Below are 18,453 nucleotides of genomic sequence, written 5' to 3'. Positions count from 1 at the left end.
GTCGATCAACGCCTCGTACGACGTGGCACTGGACACGCTTCGGGCAATGACCGTGAGTGACGGGCGGGGTTCAAGACCCGTCACTCACGACCCCCGACCAGCCGACCGCTCCCCCTCGACAGAGGCGGTCGACTGTGCTTGAGGTGTCGTGGATCAACCGGCGGCGAGCCATTTGGACGTGCCGCCGCGGCCAGGGACCCAGCAGCCGTTGGAAGCGGTCTCCGGGAGGTACAGCGAGCCGGGTGTCCGCTCGTCCGGGAGCGCGAGCAGCGCCGTCAGCACCGTCGCCGCGTCGCCGGCGGACCGCCACAGCCACACTTCGGGCTCGAGGATGTCCTCCTCGGTGCCCGGCATGCGGGTCGCGACGACGTCGTCCTCGGCGTTGAGCCGGACCACGTCGACCACGTTGTCGTGGACTCGCACGCCGACCACGGCCAGGACCTCGCCGTTCGCGTCGCACGGGTGCACGAACTGGTATCCGCGGTGGATCAGTTCCTGCAGGCCGGTTTCGATGTCGGTGATTTCCGCGGTGATGGTGTCACCCGAGAACATCATCGAATTCGCCGTCCTTGGCGCCCGCGAGGAACGCGGCCATCTCAGCCTGGGTATAGACGAGAGCCGGACCGGTCGGGAAGCGCGAGTTGCGCATCGCGATCTCGCCGTTGACCAGCGGAGCCACCTCGACGCAATTGCCGATCGCGTTGCTGTAACTCGCCTTGCGCCACCGCACACCGGTAAGACGATCGGCCGGGATGCCGTTGTCGAACTGTTCAGCCATGGTCCCCACCTTCCCCGACTAAAGACTTCGGGCGATGCATCTGCATGTGCATTTGCCTGTGATCCGAAGTTAGCACGTGTGGCTGCAGCGGTAAATGCACGTGCAGAAGTTTCTGCAGAATTCGCGTGCAGTGAGGACTTAAGACCCTGTGCGTACCACCAAAGCGTGAGGTCACCCTCCCCGAACGGGTGAACAGCTACCAGTCGTGACAGGGTTTTTGCGCGCCCGCAAGGAAACCCCGGCCGTCACCGAGACGGCGGGAAACCCACAACGGTGAGTGGATCAGATTTCCGCGCGGCGCTTCATGAGCATCTGGCGGCTGCGGTCCGGCGTCTCCGCGTCGACCGCGAGCATGTCCAGCGCCCGGCTGTACCGCTCGATCTCGTCGCGCTTGTCGATGTAGTGCGCGCCGGTCAGGTATTCGGTGTAGGCGATGTTCGGCAATTCCTCTTCCGCGAACCTGAGCAGCGAGAACGCGCTGTCCGCGGAGTACCCGCTCCGGTCGAACGGGAGGATCTGCACCGAGATGTTCGGCTGCTGGATCATCTCCAGCAGGTAGTCGATCTGGCCCTTGAGGATCGTTCGGTCGCCGATCGGCCGGAACAGCACCGACTCGTCGATGACCAGCCACAACCGCGGCGCGTCCGGCCGCGAAAGCATCTTCTGCCGCCGCATGCACAGCGCGACCCGGCGGTCGACCTGCTCGTTCACCATGTCCGGACGGCCGTGACTCATGATCGCCCGCGCGTACGCCTCGGTCTGCAGAAGACCCGTGACGTACAGCGGCTCCCAGACCTGGATCCGCGCCGCGGCCTCTTCGAGCCCGACGAGGTCGTTGAACCAGCTCGGCATCAGGTCGCCGTAGCGGCGCCACCAACCCGGCTCGTTCGACTCCTTGACCATGTCGAGGAACTGCTGCCGCTCCTCGGTGTCGGTCATGCCGTACATCGTCAGCAGATCGGCGACGTCGCGTTCCTTGAAGCCGACGCGACCGAGTTCGAGTCGGCTGATCTTCGATTCGGAACCGCGGATGCTGTAGCCGGCCTCCTGGCGCGTGATGCCCGCGTCCTCGCGCATCCGCCGGAGCTGTGAACCGAGGATCATCCGGCGCGCGGTGGGACCCAGGGACTGCTCACCGCCGGGCGGGGTGACCGCGTTCATCGACCGGGGACCTTTCGTACGACGACACTCGCCAGGGGAACTAGCCGATTACTGAAAGTACACGTTTGGACCTCGACACGACAGGCATGGCTCGGTTTACCCGTCGCGCACGTGGTTCTACTCTACGTAGAGCCCGAGACTTCCGACACAGTTTTGTGAGGTTCAAGATGCCCGACGCCCCGACCCGGACGGAACGAGTGCCTGTGGGTGTCGACCCGACGCGGGCCAGCATCGCCCGGGTGTACGACGCCTTCCTCCTCGGCAAGGACAACTACGAGATCGACCGGGAGGTGCTGCGCAAGGTCCAGCAGGCGGCCCCCGAAGCGCAGGACCTGGCGACCGAGAACCGCGGCTTCCTCATCCGCGCCTGCCGGTTCCTCGCCAGCCAGACGGGCATCACGCAGTTCCTCGACCTCGGATCCGGCCTCCCGACCGCGGAGAACACGCACCAGGTCGTGCAGCGGATCAACCCGGAGATCAAGGTCGTCTACGTCGACAACGACCCGGTCGTGCTCGCCCACGGGCGCGCCCTGCTCGAAGAGAACGAGAACACGCACTTCGTCTCCGACGACATCTTCGAGCCGGAGCGGATCCTGGAGAACCCCGACGTCCGGCGGCACATCGACTTCACGCAGCCGATCGCGTTGCTGCAGATGGGCACCCTGCACCACTTCAACGGGCCGAAGGAAGCGCCCGCTCAGATCATGCGGAAGTACATCGACGCGCTGCCCTCGGGCTCGTACGTGGCGATCTCGCACTTCTCCGACCCGCAGGACGAGTTGTCCGAGGTCGCGCGGAAGATGGAGGACTTCTTCATCCACAGCCCGATGGGTTCGGGCACCTTCCGCACCAAGGCCGAGATCGAGGAGCTGTTCCACGACCTCGAGATGGTCGACCCCGGAGTCACCCTGTGCGCCGACTGGTGGCCGGACGGCCCGCGGATCAAGGCGCTGAACACCGCGCAGCGGACGATCTCGGGTGGCATCGGCCGGAAGAAGTAGTAGTTCCCCCTCGCTCAAGCTGCAATGAACGGCTCGTTCCTTGCGAAATTTGCAAGGAACGAGCCGTTCATTGCACGCGCGAGCCGAGGATCAGAGGCGGACCAGGGGCAGCCAGTGGGCCAGATCGGCCCGGCTCCCGGAGGCGGTGACCCGCCCCGATTCGACGGCGCCGGCCCAGCCGAGCAGCCCGGTCGCCAGTTCCAGCCACGTGCGCGGATCCGTTTCGACGACGTTCGGCGGCGTCCCGCGCGTGTGCCGCAAACCTTCGACGCACTGCACCGCCGCGAACGGCGGCACCCGCACTTCGACACTTTTCCCTGGCGCGTCCGCGGCCAGTGTCCGCAGGCTCAGCCGCACCGCGGCGGCCAGTTCGGGCCGGGCCGGTTCCGGGCCGGATCCGTTCAACCAGGGGGAAATCGCCGTGATCGCGGCACGTAACTCAGCGGGGTCGACCGAACGCGAAGAGGCCATGGGAGAACAGTAGAGTGAGCGCGAACAAACCTTCAGGCACCCGGAACGTGGGGATGGCGATGGCGCAGCGGGACGAGGCGGATCGGTTGGCGTCGAGCCCTGCAGGGAAGCGCGGCAAACAGAAGCCGAAGATCACCGACGAGATGCGGGCCAACGCCAAGGCCAATCCGAACAGCTGGCTGTACGTCATCGACGAGGCCTTCGACCCGAACGGCCCGGTGCCGTCCTGGGCGGTCGTCGGCGCGTACCCGGTGAACGGTGCCGGCGAGATCGTCGAGGACTTCCACCCCAACGACCGCTACCGGCCCTCGCCCAAGGCGCTCGGTTTCCCGGAGCCGCGCAACGAGCTCGAGCAGTTGCTCCAGCTGGTGCGCACCAACCACCGCCCGGTCGCCGACCTGCCGCGGGTCTTTCTCGACTCGACGCTGTTCGTCTACGCGCTTTCGCCGGTCCAGCGGACGGTCATCGGCTTCCACAACACCGACGGCCAGGTACTCGTGCCCGCCTATACGGCGAAGTCGCTGGTCCCGCGCGAATGGCCGCACGCCCGCGCGGTGCTGGGCCGGGACATGGTGCCGCTGCTCGCCGGGCACCCGGTCACCATCAATCCGCACGACCGGCTCACCGCGATCGTCCCGTCGGAGCACCTCGACAAAGCCCTTTTGGACGAGCGCCGTTAGTGGCCGATTAACCCACTCGGCCCAATTTATTTAGCCTGAACGCAACTCTTTCGGGTGATGTTCGAGTCGCTGATTCCCTTATCCCGGGGGATCGTGGCGACGTGAAGAGTCGCAGAAAGTGTTCGAAAGGCTGGGGGGCCGTCCTCGCGGCGGGGGTCTTGCTGCTCGCGCAGACCCCTGCCGTCGCGAAGGAAGCGGGGCCCAGATACGACGGGGCCGAGGAGCATTACGCCGGCTCGCAGATCGCGTTGCACGAAGGCGTCAGCGCGGCCATCGGTCCGCTCTACGGCGGTGAAGCCCAGACGCTGGGCCACGACGTCAGCGGCCATCAGGGCGACGTCGACTGGCCCGCCGCGGCCAGGACCGGCGCGAAGTTCGTCTACGTGAAGGCGACCGAGGGCACCGGGTTCGTCAATCCCCGGTTTCCCCAGCAGTACAACGGTTCCTACGGCGTCGGCCTGATCCGCGGGTCCTACCACTTCGCGCGTCCCGACATCTCGGACGGTGCTTCGCAGGCGCACTACTTCGTCAACAACGGCGGCGGCTGGTCCGGCGACGGCAAGACGCTGCCGGGCGCGCTCGACGTCGAGTACAACCCTTACGGCGAAACGTGTTACGGCAAGACGCCCGCGCAAATGGTCGCGTGGATGGCGTCGTTCGCCGAGACCTACCTGTGGCGGACCGGGCGGCATCCGGCGATCTACACGTCGACGAGCTGGTGGAAGCGCTGCACCGGCAACAGCAACGTCTTCTGGCAGAACCCGCTGTGGCTGGCGCGCTACAACACGGAGATCGGTGAGCTGCCCGCCAGCTGGAAGACCCAGACCATCTGGCAGTTCTCGAACAACGGCAGCCTGCCCGGCGACCAGAACTGGTTCAACGGCACGGTCGATCGCGTACGCGCACTGTCACTGGGCTGAGCCCATCCGAGCGGGTGTTACAAGATCACAGAACACCGTCAACATGGAAATGAAAATCACCCACGCGTAGTACCAATTTCACGGAAGTTAGTGACAAACCCGGCACTCGTCGTCAACAATCGTGCCCGGACGGCTACCACCTGCAGTTAGTCGTCCTCAGCGAGGGTTATCCGTGAAGGGATTGTCGTATGCGCACTTCCCGAAGAATCGCCATCGCCGTCGGCTCCGCGCTGCTCCTGCTCAGCAGCACGGTCCAGGCGTCGGCCGCCCCGTCCCCGGAGATCATGTCGATCGAACAGGATCTCCAGCAGAACGACCACACGATCGGATCGCAGATCCGGCGTGTGGAAGGTGACACCTCCACCCCGGAGTCCAGGGACAAGGCCGCCCGGCCGCAGCCCGAAGCCGGTGTGCTCGCGACGGTCGCGGGCATGGACGTCGCCAGCTACCAGCAGAACGTCGACTGGGCTCACTGGTGGGGCCAGGGCAAGCGCTTCGTGTGGACGAAGGCCACCGAAGGCACCAGCTACAAGAACCCGTACTTCGCCCAGCAGTACAACGGTTCCTACAACCAGGGCTTCATCCGCGGCGCGTATCACTTCGCCCTGCCCAACGTCTCGGGTGGCGCGGCGCAGGCGGACTTCTTCGTCAACAACGGCGGCGGCTGGTCCAAGGACGGCAAGACCCTGCCGGGCGCGCTGGACATGGAGTACAACCCGTACGGCGCCACCTGTTACGGCCTGAGCCAGTCGGCCATGGGGGCGTGGATCCGCGCGTTCCACGACCGCTACCAGGCCCGCACCGGCCGCTGGCCCGTCATCTACACGTCGACGAGCTGGTGGAACACCTGCGTCGGGTCGTCGCAGAACTTCGGCGGCACCGTCCCGCTGTGGATCGCCCGCTACTCCTCCTCGGTGGGGGCGCTTCCGTACGGCTGGGGCTTCTACACCGTGTGGCAGTACACCTCCACCCCGCTCGACCAGAACACCTTCAACGGCGCGTACGACCGCTTGCAGGCACTGGCCAACGGCTGAGCTGCGCATTCCGTGGGAAACCGGCTTCCGGCCCGCTCGTTCTCGTCGGACGAGCGCGGCCGGGAGCCGCTTTCGCGCGGCAGGTACCTTTCCGAGCAGAATGCCTCCTGAAACTCCTGGTACGGGCGGATCCGGAACCACGGCTGACCGCCGTCCGTCTGATCGGAGCCTCAGGCCCCAGCACGGAAGGCGAACGCGATGACCTACCCACCCCAGCCCGGCCAGCCCTACGGCCAGGACCCCCAGGGACAGCAGCCCGGCGGCTATCCGCAGCAGGGTGGATGGGACCAGACCCAGCAGTCGGGTGGTTGGGGCCAGCCGCAGGGCGGCCAGCAGCAGGGCTGGGAGCAGACCCAGCAGTACCCGCAAGGTGGTCAGCAGCAAGGTTGGGACCAGACCCAGCAGTATCCGCAGCAGGGTGGCTGGGATCCGAACGCGCAGCAGCAGGGCTGGGATCCGAACAACCCGGGCTACCCGCAGGGTTACGGCGGTCCGCCCGCGCCGCCGCCGAAGAGCAAGACCGGGTTGATCATCGGGATCGTCATCGGCCTCGTCGTGCTGATCGCCTTCGGTGTCACCGGCTTCGTCGCGCCGGGGTTCCTGCTCAGCAAGGACGAGGGCGGCAACACGGCCGCGCCGCCGCCGGCGTCGTCTTCCGAGCAGGCCCCGACCTCCGCGCCGAAGAGCAGCCCGAAGTCGAGCGCTCCCAAGAGCAGCCCGAAGTCCACCGAGAGCGGCGGCACCGGTTCCGAGGGGAACCCGAAGGGCGCCCAGAACCTCAAGGACTTCTTCGCGAAGGTGAGCGCCGGTGACAAGGAGGGGGCACTGTCGCTGGCCTGCGCGGACACGAAGGCGAGCTTGGCCCAGTCGATCGACATCATGACCCCGGCGCCGGCGCAGCTGACGATCACCTCGACCTCCGGTATCGGCGACGGTTTCGTCTCCGGTGACATCGAGGGCACGGTCAAGGGCAAGAAGGTGAGCGGGTCGGGGATCTCGACGGACGACAACCCGGACAAGTCCTTCTGCGTCCGCAACTTCTTCGTCTTCTGAGCCGATGAAGCGGTTGTTCCGCTCGCCTCTGCTCTGGACGTTCATCGCTTCGCTCGTCCTGCTGCTCGCCGTCGGCGGCTGGTTGCTGACCGATCCGGCGACCAGCCGCAGTGAGGCGTTGAAGACCGGCGGTATCGCCGGTGGCGCGATCGTCGCGCTCTACGCGTTGTGGCTCAACGACCGGCGGCGCCGCGTCGAGGAGCGGCGGCAGGAAACCGAGCGGCAGCGGCAGGAACTCGAACTGCGGCGGGCCGACCAGGACCGGGACCGGATCTCGGACGAACGGTTCGCGAAGGCCGTCGAACTGCTCGGGCACGACGCCGACCAGGTGCGGGTGGGAGCCCTGCACGCACTGGCCGGGCTGGCCCGCGGTCGCGAGATCTACCGGCAGACGGTGCTGGACATCCTGTGCGCGTACCTGCGGCGGCCGTTCGAGCATCCGCGGTACAACGACGACGCCAAGCGGCCCGGGAACACGCTGCCCGCGAAGGGAAAGCCGGAGCAGGAGCAGGAACTCCAGGTGCGGCAGACAGCGCAACGGCTCATCGGGGAACTGCTCCCGGCCGCGGATTCCGAGGACACGAAGGGGTACGACCTCGACCTGACCGGGGCGGTGCTGGAGTACTTCGACCTGTCGGGCCGGAAGGTCGGGAAGCTGCTGCTCCGCTACGGCGGGCTGTACAGCAGCACGAATCTGTCCGGTTGCGTGTTCCTCGGCCCGGTGTATCTGACCGGCGCGGGTACGGCCGTGGAAAAACGGATCGGTTACTTCCGGTGCAACGGGACGAAGTTCGAGCAGCGGGCGTGGTTCAGCGGGGTGCGGTTCGCCGAGGACGCCGAATTCCACGGCAGCGTGTTCAAGGGCCAAGCGTCCTTTAAGGACAGTTTCTTCGCGAAGAGCGCGGACTTCGGCGAGGCCGAGTTCGCGGAGTCGCTCGATCTGCGGCGTGCCCGGTTCGAAGGCTTCGGCGACCTGAAGTTCCGTAAGGCACCGGCTTCGGTTTCGCTGTACAACACGACGGTGGAACCGGCCAAGGACCACGTACTCCCGGAGGGCTGGGTCGTCGAGACCCTGTCCGACGGCCGGGCCAGGCTCACGATGAAGGACGTATGAAACGCCTGCTGACTTCGCCGTTGACGTGGACGTTGCTCAGCTCGGCGGCGGTGCTGATCGGGGTCACCGTCTGGCTGCTCGCGGATCCGCGGACGAGCCGCGGTGACGCGCTGAAGACCGGCGCCCTCGCCGGCGGGGCGGTCGCCGCGCTCTACGGTTTGTGGCTCAACGATCGGCGAAGGCGGACCGAGGAGGATCGGCACGAGATCGAGCGCAGCCGGATCTCGGACGAGCGGTTCGCCAAATCCATCGAACTGCTGGGCAACGACGCCGATCAGGTCCGGGTCGGGGCGATGCATTCGCTCGCGGGGCTGGCCAGGACGCGTCCGGATTACCGGCAGACCGTGCTCGACGTGCTGTGCGCGTACCTGCGGCGGCCGTTCAGGCATCCGAGTTTCGACGCGACCGCGAGCAAGGACGTCGAATGGGACGAGGAGACCAAGGCCGAGGCGGAGCGTGAGCGGCTGGTCCGGCGCGCGGCCGAACGGCTGATCCGCGACGTCCTGCCGCACGCCGGGACCACCGGCCCCACGTTCGGGCTCAACCTCAGCGACGCGCGGATCGACAAGCTGGAACTGACGGCGAGGCGGGTCGGCTGGTTCGGCGCGGACCGCAGTGAGGTGCTGCATCACCTCGACCTCGAGAACGCCGAACTCGCCGGGAAGTTCTCGCTCAACCACGCGACGATCCACGGCGAGCTCAGGGTCACCGGGGCGACCTTCAAACGGAAGGTTCTGCTGGAAGGCCTGGTCGTCGAGACCAGTGTCGACCTGGGGGCCGCCACCTTCGTGGAGCGGCCGGCCCTGGCGGGGGCCCGGTTCGGAACCGGATCGACCTCACCGGTCGTGAGTGGCGATTCGGGTTAGAACCCGAATCGCCACTCACGACCAGCTGTACCGAACGGCCACCCAGGCTCAGTCGAAGAGCGCGGGAAGCGTGCGCTCCCAGGGCTCCCGAAGCTCGTCCAGGGTGAACTCGGTGATGTCCTGGAGTTCGAGCGAACCCGATTCCGGGTCCACCACACCGGTCTTGCGCCACGGCAGGCCGCGCGCGGTGAGCATCTCGGTGAACCGCAGTTCCTCGGTGCGCGGCACGGCGACCAGCACCCGGCCCGCGGACTCCGAGAACAGCTGAACGAACGGGTCCTGCTCGGAGTCGAGGAAGACCCGGGCACCGCACTGTCCGATGAGGACGGTCTCGACGAGGGTCTGGATCAGTCCACCGTCGGAGATGTCGTGCGCGGCGGAGATCATGCCGTCGCGCGAACCGGCGATGAGGATGTCGGCGAGCAGCTTCTCGCGCGCCAGATCAACGCGAGGCGGACGTCCACCGAGGTGGCCGTGCAGTTCGCGCGCCCACGCGGAGCCGTCCAGCTCGTCGTGGGTCTCGCCCAGCAGCAGCAGGGTTTCCCCGGCCTCCGCGCCGATGCCGGTCGGGATGCGGCGGGTGACGTCGTCGATCACGCCGAGTACGCCGACCACCGGCGTCGGCAGGATGGCCACGTCGCCTGTCTGGTTGAAGAAGCTGACGTTCCCGCCGGTGACCGGGATGCCGAGTTCGACGCAGCCGTCGGCGAGACCGTGCACGGCCTGCTCGAACTGCCACATCACACCCGGGTCGGTCGGCGCTCCGAAGTTTAGGCAGTCCGACACCGCGACCGGCTTCGCGCCACTCGTGGCGACGTTGCGGTACGCCTCGGCCAGCGCGAGCTTCGCGCCCTCGTACGGGTCGAGGAAGACGAACTTGCTGTTGCAGTCGGTCGAAACCGCGACACCACGGCCGGTCGACTCGTCGATCCGGATGACGCCGGAGTCCGACGGCTGCGCGAGCACGGTGTTGCCGCGCACGTAACGGTCGTACTGGGAGGTCACCCATTCCTTCGACGCCTGGTTCGGCGACGCGATCAGCTTGAGGATGTCCGCCCGCAGTTCGTCCGAAGTGGACGGACGCGGCAGCTTGGCCGAGGTGTCCGCCTGCAGCGCGTCCTGTCCCGACGGTCGCTGGATCGGGCGGTCGTACACCGGGCCCTGGTGCGCCACGGTGTGCGCCGGGACGTCGACGACGACCTCGTCGTTCCAGGTGATGACCAGGTGCTCGCCGTCGGTGACCTCGCCGATGTCGGTGGCGATGACGTCCCACTTCTCGCAGACCTTCATGAAGGCCTCGACGTTCTCCGGCGAGACGACCGCGCACATGCGTTCCTGCGACTCGCTGGAGAGCACCTCCGCCGGGGTCATCCCGGTGGCGCGCAGGGGAACCCGGTCGAGGTAGATGTGCATGCCGCCGTCACCGGCGGCCGCGAGCTCCGACGTCGCGCAGGAGAGCCCGGCGCCGCCGAGGTCCTGGATGCCGACGACGAGCTTCTGCGCGAACAGTTCGAGACAGCACTCGATGAGCACCTTCTCGGTGAACGGGTCGCCGACCTGGACGCTGGGGAGCTTCTTGCGGCCCCCGGAGGATTCGTCCCCGGAGAACGTGTCGCTCGCGAGCACGGACACGCCGCCGATGCCGTCGAGGCCGGTGCGCGCGCCGAACAGGATGATCTTGTTGCCCTTGCCGGAGGCGAAGGCCAGGTGCAGGTCCTCGACGCGCATCGCGCCGACGCACAGGGCGTTGACCAGCGGGTTGCCGGAGTAACTCGGGTCGAACACGAGTTCGCCGCCGATGTTCGGCAGGCCGAGGCAGTTGCCGTAGCCACCGACGCCGGCGACCACACCGGGCAGCACACGGCGGGTGTCGGGGGCGTCGGCCGGGCCGAAGCGCAGCGCGTCGGCCACGGCCAGCGGGCGCGCGCCCATCGCCATGATGTCGCGCACGATGCCGCCGACGCCGGTCGCGGCGCCCTGGTACGGCTCCACATAGGACGGGTGGTTGTGGCTCTCGACCTTGAAGGTGACCGCCCAGCCTTCGCCGATGTCGACGACGCCGGCGTTCTCGCCGATGCCGGCGAGCATCTTCTCCTTCATCTCGGGAGTGGCGGTCTCACCGAAGTAGCGCAGGTGCTTCTTCGAGGACTTGTACGAGCAGTGCTCGCTCCACATCACCGAGTACATCGCCAGTTCGGCGTCGGTCGGACGGCGGCCGAGGATCTCCCGGATCCGGGCGTACTCGTCGTCGGCGAGGCCGAGCTCGACGTACGGCTGGGTCTGTTCCGGGGTCGCTTCGGCAAGTGCGGTGGTGTCGACTGGGATGACTGGGACGTCAACGGTGCTGGTCACGGTGTCCACATCAGGGTTCGCCACGGCCCTAAGAGTAGGTGAGCGCCGGGGGCGGCTCGCGGTCGCCCACGGATAAATCGGTCGCGCCGAGGGTGGTGATCCGCTTACCGTCGATAATCGTGCTTTCCGCCACATATCCCCTTCCGCGACTGCGGCTGCCCGCCAAGCCGACCGCCTGGCGCTACCTGATCGCGATGATGCTCGCGCGTCCGGGACTGCTCGCCGTCTCGGCGATCAGCGGTGCGCTGTGGTCACTGCCGATCGCGCTGCTGCCGGTCGCGATCGGCCGCGGTATCGACGCGATCAGCCGGAGCGACGGCGACGCCGTCTGGCTCTGGGGTCTCGCGGCGGCCGGGCTCGGGATCGCGCAGACGCTCGCGGGCACGGTGCAGCACTTCGCCTCGTACGGCTGCTGGATCCACGGCGCCGGCGTCACACAGCGGCTCGCCACCGAGCACGCGGCGAAACTGGGCGTGAACCTGCGGGACACGACCACCACCGGCGACGTCGTGGCGATCACCACCAGCGACATCAACCCGATCGGCGACTCCTTCGAGGTGCTGGGCCGGGCGTTCGGCTCGCTGATCGCGTTCGTCGTGTGCGCGGCGGCGCTGCTGACGACGTCCCCGCTGCTCGGTGTGGTCGCGCTGGTCGGTGTCCCGCTGGCCGTGGTGGGTATCGGCCCGCTGCTGAAGCCGCTGGAGAAGCGCCAGACGAAGCAGCGCGAGGAGAAGACCGACGTCAACGCGCTGGCCGCGGACATCGTCTCCGGCCTGCGGATCCTTCGCGGTGTCGGCGGTGAGAAGCAGTTCCTCGACCGCTTCCGCCGCTCCAGCCAGCGGGTCCGGGTGGCCGGTGTGGAGGTCGGGCGCAGTGAGGCGTGGCTCGCGGCGGCGGAGATCGCGCTGCCGGGCCTGGTCACGGTGGTCATCACGTGGCTGGGCGCGCAGCTGACGATCAACGGCACCATCGGCGTCGGCGAGCTGATCACGTTCTACGGCGTCTCGGTGTTCCTGGTGGTGCCGGTGACGACGGCGACCGAGTTCGCCGGGGTGCTGAGCGCGGCGGTGGTCTCGGCGCGGAAGGTGTGCAAACTGCTGTCCACCGAACGCACGCTGGCCGAACCGGAGAACCCGGTGCCGCTGCCGGAGGGACCGCTGGACCTGTACGACGAGACGTCCGGGTTCCGGGCCGAAGCCGGGAAGCTGACCGTGATCGACGTCGGCGCCGAAGCCGAAGCGGTGGCGTCCCGGATGGCGCGGTTCACCGATTCGGATGAACCCGCCCTGGCAGGCGGGGTCCCGGTGAACCGGGTCGCCCTCGATGAGCTGCGACGCCGGGTGGTCTACGCGCACAACCAGGACATCTGGTTCTCCGGGGTGCTGCGCGAACAGGTCACCCCCGCCGAACCCGGCGAGGTCGAGATCACCGAAGCGCTGTATGCGGCGGACGCCGACGACATCGTGGACGCGTTGCCCGATGGCATCGACGAGGTGATCGGCGAACGCGGCCGTGAGGTCTCCGGCGGTCAGCGGCAGCGGCTGAACCTGGCCCGGGCGCTGGCGACCGACGCCGACGTCCTGCTGCTCGACGAGCCGACTTCGGCCGTCGACGCGCATACCGAAGCTCGCATAACCGAACGCGTCGCGAAGCTGCGGCGCGGCAAGACCACCGTCGTGTTCAGCCAGAGTCCACTATGGACACACGTGGCCGACGTGGTCGTGAGTACGAAAGTACCGGCATGAAAAAGCTGCCTTTGGCGGACAAACAAGACGTTCGGCGATGGATCAAGGAGACCGCGCGGGCCAACAAACGCGAGTTCTCCGTGATGCTCGGCCTGTTCTGCGTCGCGACCGCGGTCGGGCTGGCCGGGCCGCGACTGCTGGGTGCGCTGGTGGACGAGGTGGTCGGCGGTACGACCACCACCACGATCACCGTGCTCGCGATCGTGTTCGTGGTGGTGCTCGGTGTGCAGGCGTGGCTCAAGGGCCTGGCGCGGCTGCGCGCGCGGGTGTTCGGCGAGCGGATCCTGGCGCACAACCGGGAGGAGTTCGTCGGCAACGCGCTGGACCTGCCGCTGGGCACGGTCGAAGCGGCGGGCACCGGTGACCTGCTCAGCCGTGCGACCACCGACGTCAACCGGATCGACCATGCCGTACGCCATGGCGCGCCCGAGATCCTGATCGCCGCGGTGACCGTGGTCCTGACCGTCGCGGCGATGGTGATCACCTCCCCGTTCCTGGCGCTGGGCCTGCTGATCGCGCTGCCACTGCTGATCCCGGTCAACATCTGGTACCAGCGGCGGATCCCGGACGTGTTGCGGCGGATGCTGGACAAGTGGTCGGTACTGCAGTCAGCCACGCACGAAACGGCGGAGGGCGCGCGGACGGCCGAGGCGCTCAGCCTCACTCGCCGCCGTGTCCGCGCCGGGCACGACGGCCTCGACGCGGCGATGCTGGGCGAACGCGAGATCCGGGCGATGCAGATGCGGTGGATCCCGTCGCTGGAGATCAGCTACGTACTGCCGGTGCCGGTGATGCTCGGGCTGGGTCTGCTCGCCTACTCGAACGGCTGGGAAGGGCTCGGCACGATCACCGCGATGCTGCTGTACTCGCAGGTCATGACCGGTCCGCTGAACGAGGCGCTGTTCTGGCTCGCGGACATGCAGGTCGCCGGGGCGTCGCTGCGACGGCTGCTGGGCGTGCGCCCGCCCTCGTCCACGACCGCTGTTTCCGAGACGCCGCGGGGGCAGGACATCGAGGTCAGCGACGTGCGATTCGGTTACACCGAGGGCCGCGAGGTCCTGCACGGAATCGACCTGCGGGTGCCGCGCGGCGAGCGGCTGGCGATCGTCGGACCGTCCGGCGCGGGTAAGTCGACCCTGGGCAGGCTGCTGGCGGGGATGTCCGTGCCGACGTCGGGATCGGTGCGGATCGGTGGCGCCGAGGTGTCGAAGCTGCCGGACGACGTCCTGCGCGGCGAGGTCCTGCTGCTGACCCAGGAGCACCACGTGTTCGCGGGGACGCTGCGGGACAACCTCACGCTGCCCGCCGGTGACTGGACCGACGAGCAGCTGCTTTCCGCGCTGGCCTCGGTCGGCGCTTCGGAGTGGGTGGCCGGGCTGCCGGACGGGCTCGACACGAAGGTCGGGGCCGGAGCGACGGCGGTCCCGGCGGCGATGGCGCAGCAGCTCGCGCTGGCGCGAGTGGTGCTGGCCGACCCGCACACACTGGTGCTGGACGAAGCGACGTCGCTGCTGGACACGGGTTCGGCGCGGGAGCTGGAGCGGTCGCTGACCGCGGTGCTCGAAGGCCGGACGGTGATCGCGATCGCGCACCGGCTGCACACCGCGGCCGCCGCGGACCGGGTCGCGGTCATCGAGGGCGGCCGGGTGACCGAGCTGGGTTCGCATGCGGAGCTGCTCGCGGCGGGTGGGCCCTACGCGGCTCTGGTCGCGGCTGCGTCCTGAAGTGCTATGAACGGCCCGTTACTTGCAAATTTTGCAAGTAACGGGCCGTTCATAGCACGCGCTCAAGCGGAAACGAGGGCGTCCACGGCGCTGTAGAACATGCCGAGGCCGTCATCGGAAGGACCGGTGAGGGCGTCGATGGCGTGCTCCGGATGCGGCATGAGCCCGACGACGCGGCCGTTCTCGCTGCGGATGCCGGCGATGTCGTTGCGCGAGCCGTTCGGGTTGCCGCCGACGTAGCGGAACACCACGCGGCCTTCGCCCTCCAGCTCGTCGAGGGTGGCCTGCTCGGCGACGAAGCAGCCGTCGATGTTCTTCATCGGGATGAGGATCTCGGCACCCTTGTCGTACCGGGTGGTCCACGCGGTGTCGTTGTTCTCGACGCGCAGCCACTGGTCGCGGCAGATGAAGTGCAGACCCGCGTTGCGGATCATCGCGCCCGGCAACAGCCCGGCCTCGCACAGGATCTGGAAGCCGTTGCAGATGCCCAGCACGGGCATGCCCTTGTGGGCGGCCTCGATCACCGACGACATCACCGGCGCGAAGCGGGCGATGACGCCGGCGCGCAGGTAGTCGCCGTAGGAGAAGCCACCCGGGACGACGACCGCGTCGACGCCCTTGAGGTCTTCGTCCGCGTGCCACAGCGGCACGGCTTCGGCGTCGGCGTAGCGGGCCGCGCGGGCGGCGTCACCGTCGTCGAGCGTGCCGGGGAAGGTGATGACCCCGATGCGGGCGCTCACGCGTCGACCCGCTTGATGGTCCACTGCTCGATGACCGGGTTCGCGAGGAAGCCCTCGGCGATCTTCTCGAGCGTCGCGTCGTCGACGGAGTCGTCGACCTCGATCTCGAAGTGCTTGCCTTGACGGATCTCGGTGATCCCGGTGAAGCCGAGACGACCGGCCGCACCGAGCGCGGCTTGGCCCTGCGGGTCGAGGATTTCGGGCTTGGGCATGACGTCGACGACGACTCGGGCCACGGCAGGCTGCTCCTTATTCACGCAGGTCGTGGGTACCGCCCGAGCCTACTTCACTACGGTTACCGCATGACCTACGGGCAACCCCAGTACGGGTACAGCGCTCCGCCGAAGAAGTCGAAGACCTGGCTTTGGATCACGCTCGTGCTGGTCTTCGTCCTGATCCTGGGCGGGGTCGCCTTCACCGGCTTCGTGACGCCCGGGTTCTTCAAGGCCGACCCCGACACCGAGTCGCGTGGGACGCCGGAGCAGCTGAGTCAGTCCTTCGTGAACGGTGTCGCCGAAGACCGCTTGAGCTCACTGTGGTGCCCGATCCGCTCGAAACGGTCTTACGCCTTCGAGCAGACGATGGCCGTCTCGGACGGCGCACAGCTCAGCACACCCGCGCGACAGCGTGCGGCGCAGGAGTACTCGGCCGCGCTCACCACCGCCGGGCAGACCGTCGGGATCGCGATGATCCCCGGCGAGGGTGGCTGGTGCGTGCGCGACGCCAAGGTCGGCGGCGAGCCCGAGCCGCTGCCGGGTATCGACGCGCGGCCCGCGCCTCGCCCCGCCGTGAAGACCGGGGAGGAGGCGGGGAACAAGTTCGTCGACGCGATCAACGCACGCGACATCCCGGCGGCGTTGTCCGTGCTGTGCGAGACGGTGCCCGACACGACCCGCGACGGCGTGCAGCAGATCATCCACGGCGAGGCGAGGTACACCGTCGACAAGACCGACGTCCTGACCACCGCCGAGCAGACGATCCTGCACCTCACCGGCGAAGTCGACGGGACACGGGCACCGGGCAGGATCGAGACCGACGACGCGGCGACGAGTGGCGCCTGCGTCGCGTCTTTTTCACCCGACTCCGACTGAGCTCGCCCCAATCCTTCGACTGGGGGATGCTCGAAGCGCGGCGCTGGGCCAAGATGAGCCCATTGGCGGGGCGCCAACACCGGGTGAGCAGCAGTAGGAGGCACCGTGGCCGATCAGGACTCCTTCGACTACGTCATCGTCGGCGCGGGCAGCGCGGGATGCGTACTGGCGAACCGGCTGAGCGAGGATCCGTCAGCTCGGGTCCTCCTGCTGGAAGCCGGTGGCGAGGACGACGCCGACGAGATCCACATCCCGGCCGCGTTCCCCGGTCTGTTCAAGACGAAGTTCGACTGGAACTACGAGACGGTCGAGCAGAAGCACACCGGCAAGACCACGTACTGGCCACGCGGCAAGACGCTGGGCGGCTGCTCGTCGATCAACGCGATGATCTACATCCGCGGCAACCGCGCGGATTACGACGGCTGGCGTGACGGGCACGGCGCCGAGGGCTGGGGTTTCGACGACGTCCTGCCGTACTTCAAGCGGGCCGAGGGCAACCAGCGGCTCGGTGGGCCGCTGCACGGCACCGACGGCCCCCTGAACGTCGAGGACCGCCGGTTCACGCACGAGCTTTCCCACGCGTGGGTGGATTCCGCCGTCGCGTGGGGCCTCAAGCGCACCGACGACTTCAACGGCGAGACACAGGAAGGCGCCGGCGTCTACCAGGTGACGTGCAAGAAGGGCCGCCGCTGGTCGACGGCCGACGCGTACCTGCGGCCGGCTTTGGCGCGACCGAACCTCACGGTGCGCACCCACGCGCAGGCGACGCGGATCGTCTTCGAAGGCACGCGCGCGGTCGGAGTGTCCTATTTGGACAAGGGCGTCGAGACGATCGCGCGCGCCTCCACCGAGGTCCTGCTCAGCGGCGGTGCGGTGAACTCGCCGCAGCTGCTGATGCTTTCCGGCGTCGGCCCGGCGGAACACCTGCGAGAGCACGGGATCGACGTCGTCGCCGCGCTGCCCGGCGTCGGCGAGAACCTCCACGACCATCCGGCCTGCGGGATCATCTGGTCCACCCGCGGCACCACCGACCTGGTGGACGCGGCGACGCCGGGCGGTCTGGTGCGCTACCAGATCACCAAACGCGGTCCACTGTCCTCGAACATCGGTGAGGCGGGCGCCTTCTTCCCGGCCGCCGACGGCGTTTCGCCGCCGGACATGCAGATCCACGTCGCGCCGACGTTGTTCTACGACAACGGAATGCGTGAACCGACGGTCTCGGGCTTCACGTCGGCGGCGACGCTGGTCGACGTCGCGAGCCGGGGACGGCTGCGCCTGAAGTCGGGGAATCCCTTGTGGAAGCCCGAAATCGACCCGGCCTACTACGCTGAGTCCATCGACATGGAGAAGATGCTGGCCGGGCTGCGCGCCCTGATCGAGATCGGCAAGTCCGGTCCGCTGGCGCGGTTCCTGGACAAGCCGTTCCTGCCGGAGCGCCAGGACCTGACCGACACCGAACTGGCCGACTACGTGCGCGAGAAGACGCAGACGCTGTACCACCCGGTGGGGACCTGCTCGATCGGAACGGGCGAGAACGCCGTCGTCGACCCGTCACTGAAGGTGCGCGGGGTGGACGGCCTGCGCGTCGTGGACGCTTCGGTGATGCCCGTGGTGCCGCGTGGGAACACGAACGCGCCGACGATCATGGTCGCGGAGAAGGCCGCGGACCTCATCCGGGGCGCGTGACCGTCACTTTCACGCTCCCCCGCATTGCTATGAACGG

At 68.0% G+C, this 18,453-nt stretch carries 18 protein-coding genes; 11 read left to right on the top strand and 7 right to left on the bottom strand.

Going from position 1 to position 18,453, the window contains the following annotated elements:
• Positions 1 to 153 precede the first annotated feature (153 nt).
• From H5J31_RS22700 to H5J31_RS22690, 3 genes are all read right to left on the bottom strand, one after another.
• A complete protein-coding gene (locus H5J31_RS22700; protein WP_181774652.1) occupies positions 154 to 555 on the bottom strand; it encodes a hypothetical protein in 402 nt (133 codons plus the stop codon).
• Positions 539 to 778, bottom strand: coding sequence for a DUF397 domain-containing protein (locus H5J31_RS22695; protein WP_181774651.1), 240 nt, complete (start codon positions 776 to 778; stop codon positions 539 to 541). The genes H5J31_RS22700 and H5J31_RS22695 overlap by 17 nt, the downstream gene beginning before the upstream one ends.
• Before the next feature lie 282 nt (positions 779 to 1,060).
• Positions 1,061 to 1,939: a helix-turn-helix domain-containing protein gene (locus tag H5J31_RS22690; protein ID WP_181774650.1), complete on the bottom strand. Its 879-nt coding sequence runs from the start codon at positions 1,937 to 1,939 to the stop codon at positions 1,061 to 1,063.
• Between the two features lie 203 nt (positions 1,940 to 2,142).
• Here H5J31_RS22690 and H5J31_RS22685 point away from each other — a divergent pair, with 203 nt between their 5' ends.
• Positions 2,143 to 2,940, top strand: a complete 798-nt coding sequence (locus tag H5J31_RS22685; protein ID WP_181774649.1) for an SAM-dependent methyltransferase — start codon at positions 2,143 to 2,145, stop codon at positions 2,938 to 2,940.
• Positions 2,941 to 3,030: 90 nt separating this feature from the next.
• Here the strand turns inward: H5J31_RS22685 and H5J31_RS22680 are convergent, their stop codons facing one another.
• Positions 3,031 to 3,411, bottom strand: coding sequence for a sterol carrier family protein (locus H5J31_RS22680; RefSeq protein WP_181774648.1), 381 nt, complete (start codon positions 3,409 to 3,411; stop codon positions 3,031 to 3,033).
• A gap of 53 nt (positions 3,412 to 3,464) precedes the next feature.
• On the opposite strand from H5J31_RS22680, the gene H5J31_RS22675 reads away from it, so the two are divergent.
• The 6 genes from H5J31_RS22675 to H5J31_RS22650 all read left to right on the top strand — a co-directional run bounded on the left by H5J31_RS22675 (position 3,465) and on the right by H5J31_RS22650 (position 9,078).
• Positions 3,465 to 4,091 carry a type VII secretion system-associated protein gene (locus H5J31_RS22675; RefSeq protein WP_181774678.1) on the top strand — a complete coding sequence of 209 codons (627 nt, stop codon included), beginning with the start codon at positions 3,465 to 3,467 and terminating at the stop codon, positions 4,089 to 4,091.
• A gap of 101 nt (positions 4,092 to 4,192) precedes the next feature.
• Positions 4,193 to 5,011 (top strand): lysozyme, encoded by an 819-nt coding sequence (locus H5J31_RS22670; protein ID WP_181774647.1) that lies wholly within the window; start codon positions 4,193 to 4,195, stop codon positions 5,009 to 5,011.
• A gap of 188 nt (positions 5,012 to 5,199) precedes the next feature.
• Positions 5,200 to 6,045, top strand: a complete 846-nt coding sequence (locus H5J31_RS22665) for a lysozyme (protein ID WP_181774646.1) — start codon at positions 5,200 to 5,202, stop codon at positions 6,043 to 6,045.
• A 198-nt stretch (positions 6,046 to 6,243) separates the two neighbouring features.
• Positions 6,244 to 7,098, top strand: coding sequence for a flagellar basal body-associated FliL family protein (locus tag H5J31_RS22660; RefSeq protein ID WP_181774645.1), 855 nt, complete (start codon positions 6,244 to 6,246; stop codon positions 7,096 to 7,098).
• A 4-nt stretch (positions 7,099 to 7,102) separates the two neighbouring features.
• Positions 7,103 to 8,212, top strand: coding sequence for a pentapeptide repeat-containing protein (locus H5J31_RS22655; protein WP_181774644.1), 1,110 nt, complete (start codon positions 7,103 to 7,105; stop codon positions 8,210 to 8,212).
• Positions 8,209 to 9,078, top strand: coding sequence for a hypothetical protein (locus tag H5J31_RS22650; RefSeq protein ID WP_181774643.1), 870 nt, complete (start codon positions 8,209 to 8,211; stop codon positions 9,076 to 9,078). Before H5J31_RS22655 ends, H5J31_RS22650 begins: the two co-directional genes overlap by 4 nt.
• Before the next feature lie 48 nt (positions 9,079 to 9,126).
• Here the strand turns inward: H5J31_RS22650 and purL are convergent, their stop codons facing one another.
• Positions 9,127 to 11,454: a phosphoribosylformylglycinamidine synthase subunit PurL gene (purL, locus tag H5J31_RS22645; protein ID WP_181774642.1), complete on the bottom strand. Its 2,328-nt coding sequence runs from the start codon at positions 11,452 to 11,454 to the stop codon at positions 9,127 to 9,129.
• A 95-nt stretch (positions 11,455 to 11,549) separates the two neighbouring features.
• Here purL and H5J31_RS22640 point away from each other — a divergent pair, with 95 nt between their 5' ends.
• Together H5J31_RS22640 and H5J31_RS22635 are read left to right on the top strand one after the other, a co-directional pair.
• Positions 11,550 to 13,175, top strand: a complete 1,626-nt coding sequence (locus tag H5J31_RS22640; protein WP_181774641.1) for an ABC transporter ATP-binding protein — start codon at positions 11,550 to 11,552, stop codon at positions 13,173 to 13,175.
• Positions 13,172 to 14,899, top strand: a complete 1,728-nt coding sequence (locus H5J31_RS22635) for an ABC transporter ATP-binding protein (RefSeq protein ID WP_181774640.1) — start codon at positions 13,172 to 13,174, stop codon at positions 14,897 to 14,899. Before H5J31_RS22640 ends, H5J31_RS22635 begins: the two co-directional genes overlap by 4 nt.
• 62 nt (positions 14,900 to 14,961) lie before the next feature.
• Here H5J31_RS22635 and purQ read toward each other — a convergent pair whose 3' ends face one another.
• The gene (purQ, locus tag H5J31_RS22630; RefSeq protein ID WP_181774639.1) at positions 14,962 to 15,639 is read right to left on the bottom strand and encodes a phosphoribosylformylglycinamidine synthase subunit PurQ; all 678 of its coding nucleotides are present in this window, start codon (positions 15,637 to 15,639) and stop codon (positions 14,962 to 14,964) included.
• Positions 15,636 to 15,875 carry a phosphoribosylformylglycinamidine synthase subunit PurS gene (gene purS / locus H5J31_RS22625; RefSeq protein WP_125784867.1) on the bottom strand — a complete coding sequence of 80 codons (240 nt, stop codon included), beginning with the start codon at positions 15,873 to 15,875 and terminating at the stop codon, positions 15,636 to 15,638. Before purS ends, purQ begins: the two co-directional genes overlap by 4 nt.
• Before the next feature lie 66 nt (positions 15,876 to 15,941).
• On the opposite strand from purS, the gene H5J31_RS22620 reads away from it, so the two are divergent.
• Together H5J31_RS22620 and H5J31_RS22615 are read left to right on the top strand one after the other, a co-directional pair.
• Positions 15,942 to 16,730, top strand: a complete 789-nt coding sequence (locus H5J31_RS22620) for a hypothetical protein (protein WP_181774638.1) — start codon at positions 15,942 to 15,944, stop codon at positions 16,728 to 16,730.
• Positions 16,731 to 16,835: 105 nt separating this feature from the next.
• Positions 16,836 to 18,416 carry a GMC family oxidoreductase gene (locus tag H5J31_RS22615; protein WP_181774637.1) on the top strand — a complete coding sequence of 527 codons (1,581 nt, stop codon included), beginning with the start codon at positions 16,836 to 16,838 and terminating at the stop codon, positions 18,414 to 18,416.
• Positions 18,417 to 18,453 lie beyond the last annotated feature (37 nt).

The sequence above is a fragment of the Amycolatopsis pittospori genome, assembly GCF_013870525.1.
GTDB classification, from domain to species: Bacteria; Actinomycetota; Actinomycetes; order Mycobacteriales; family Pseudonocardiaceae; genus Amycolatopsis; species Amycolatopsis pittospori.
This window is presented reverse-complemented; position numbering and strand designations above follow the sequence as displayed.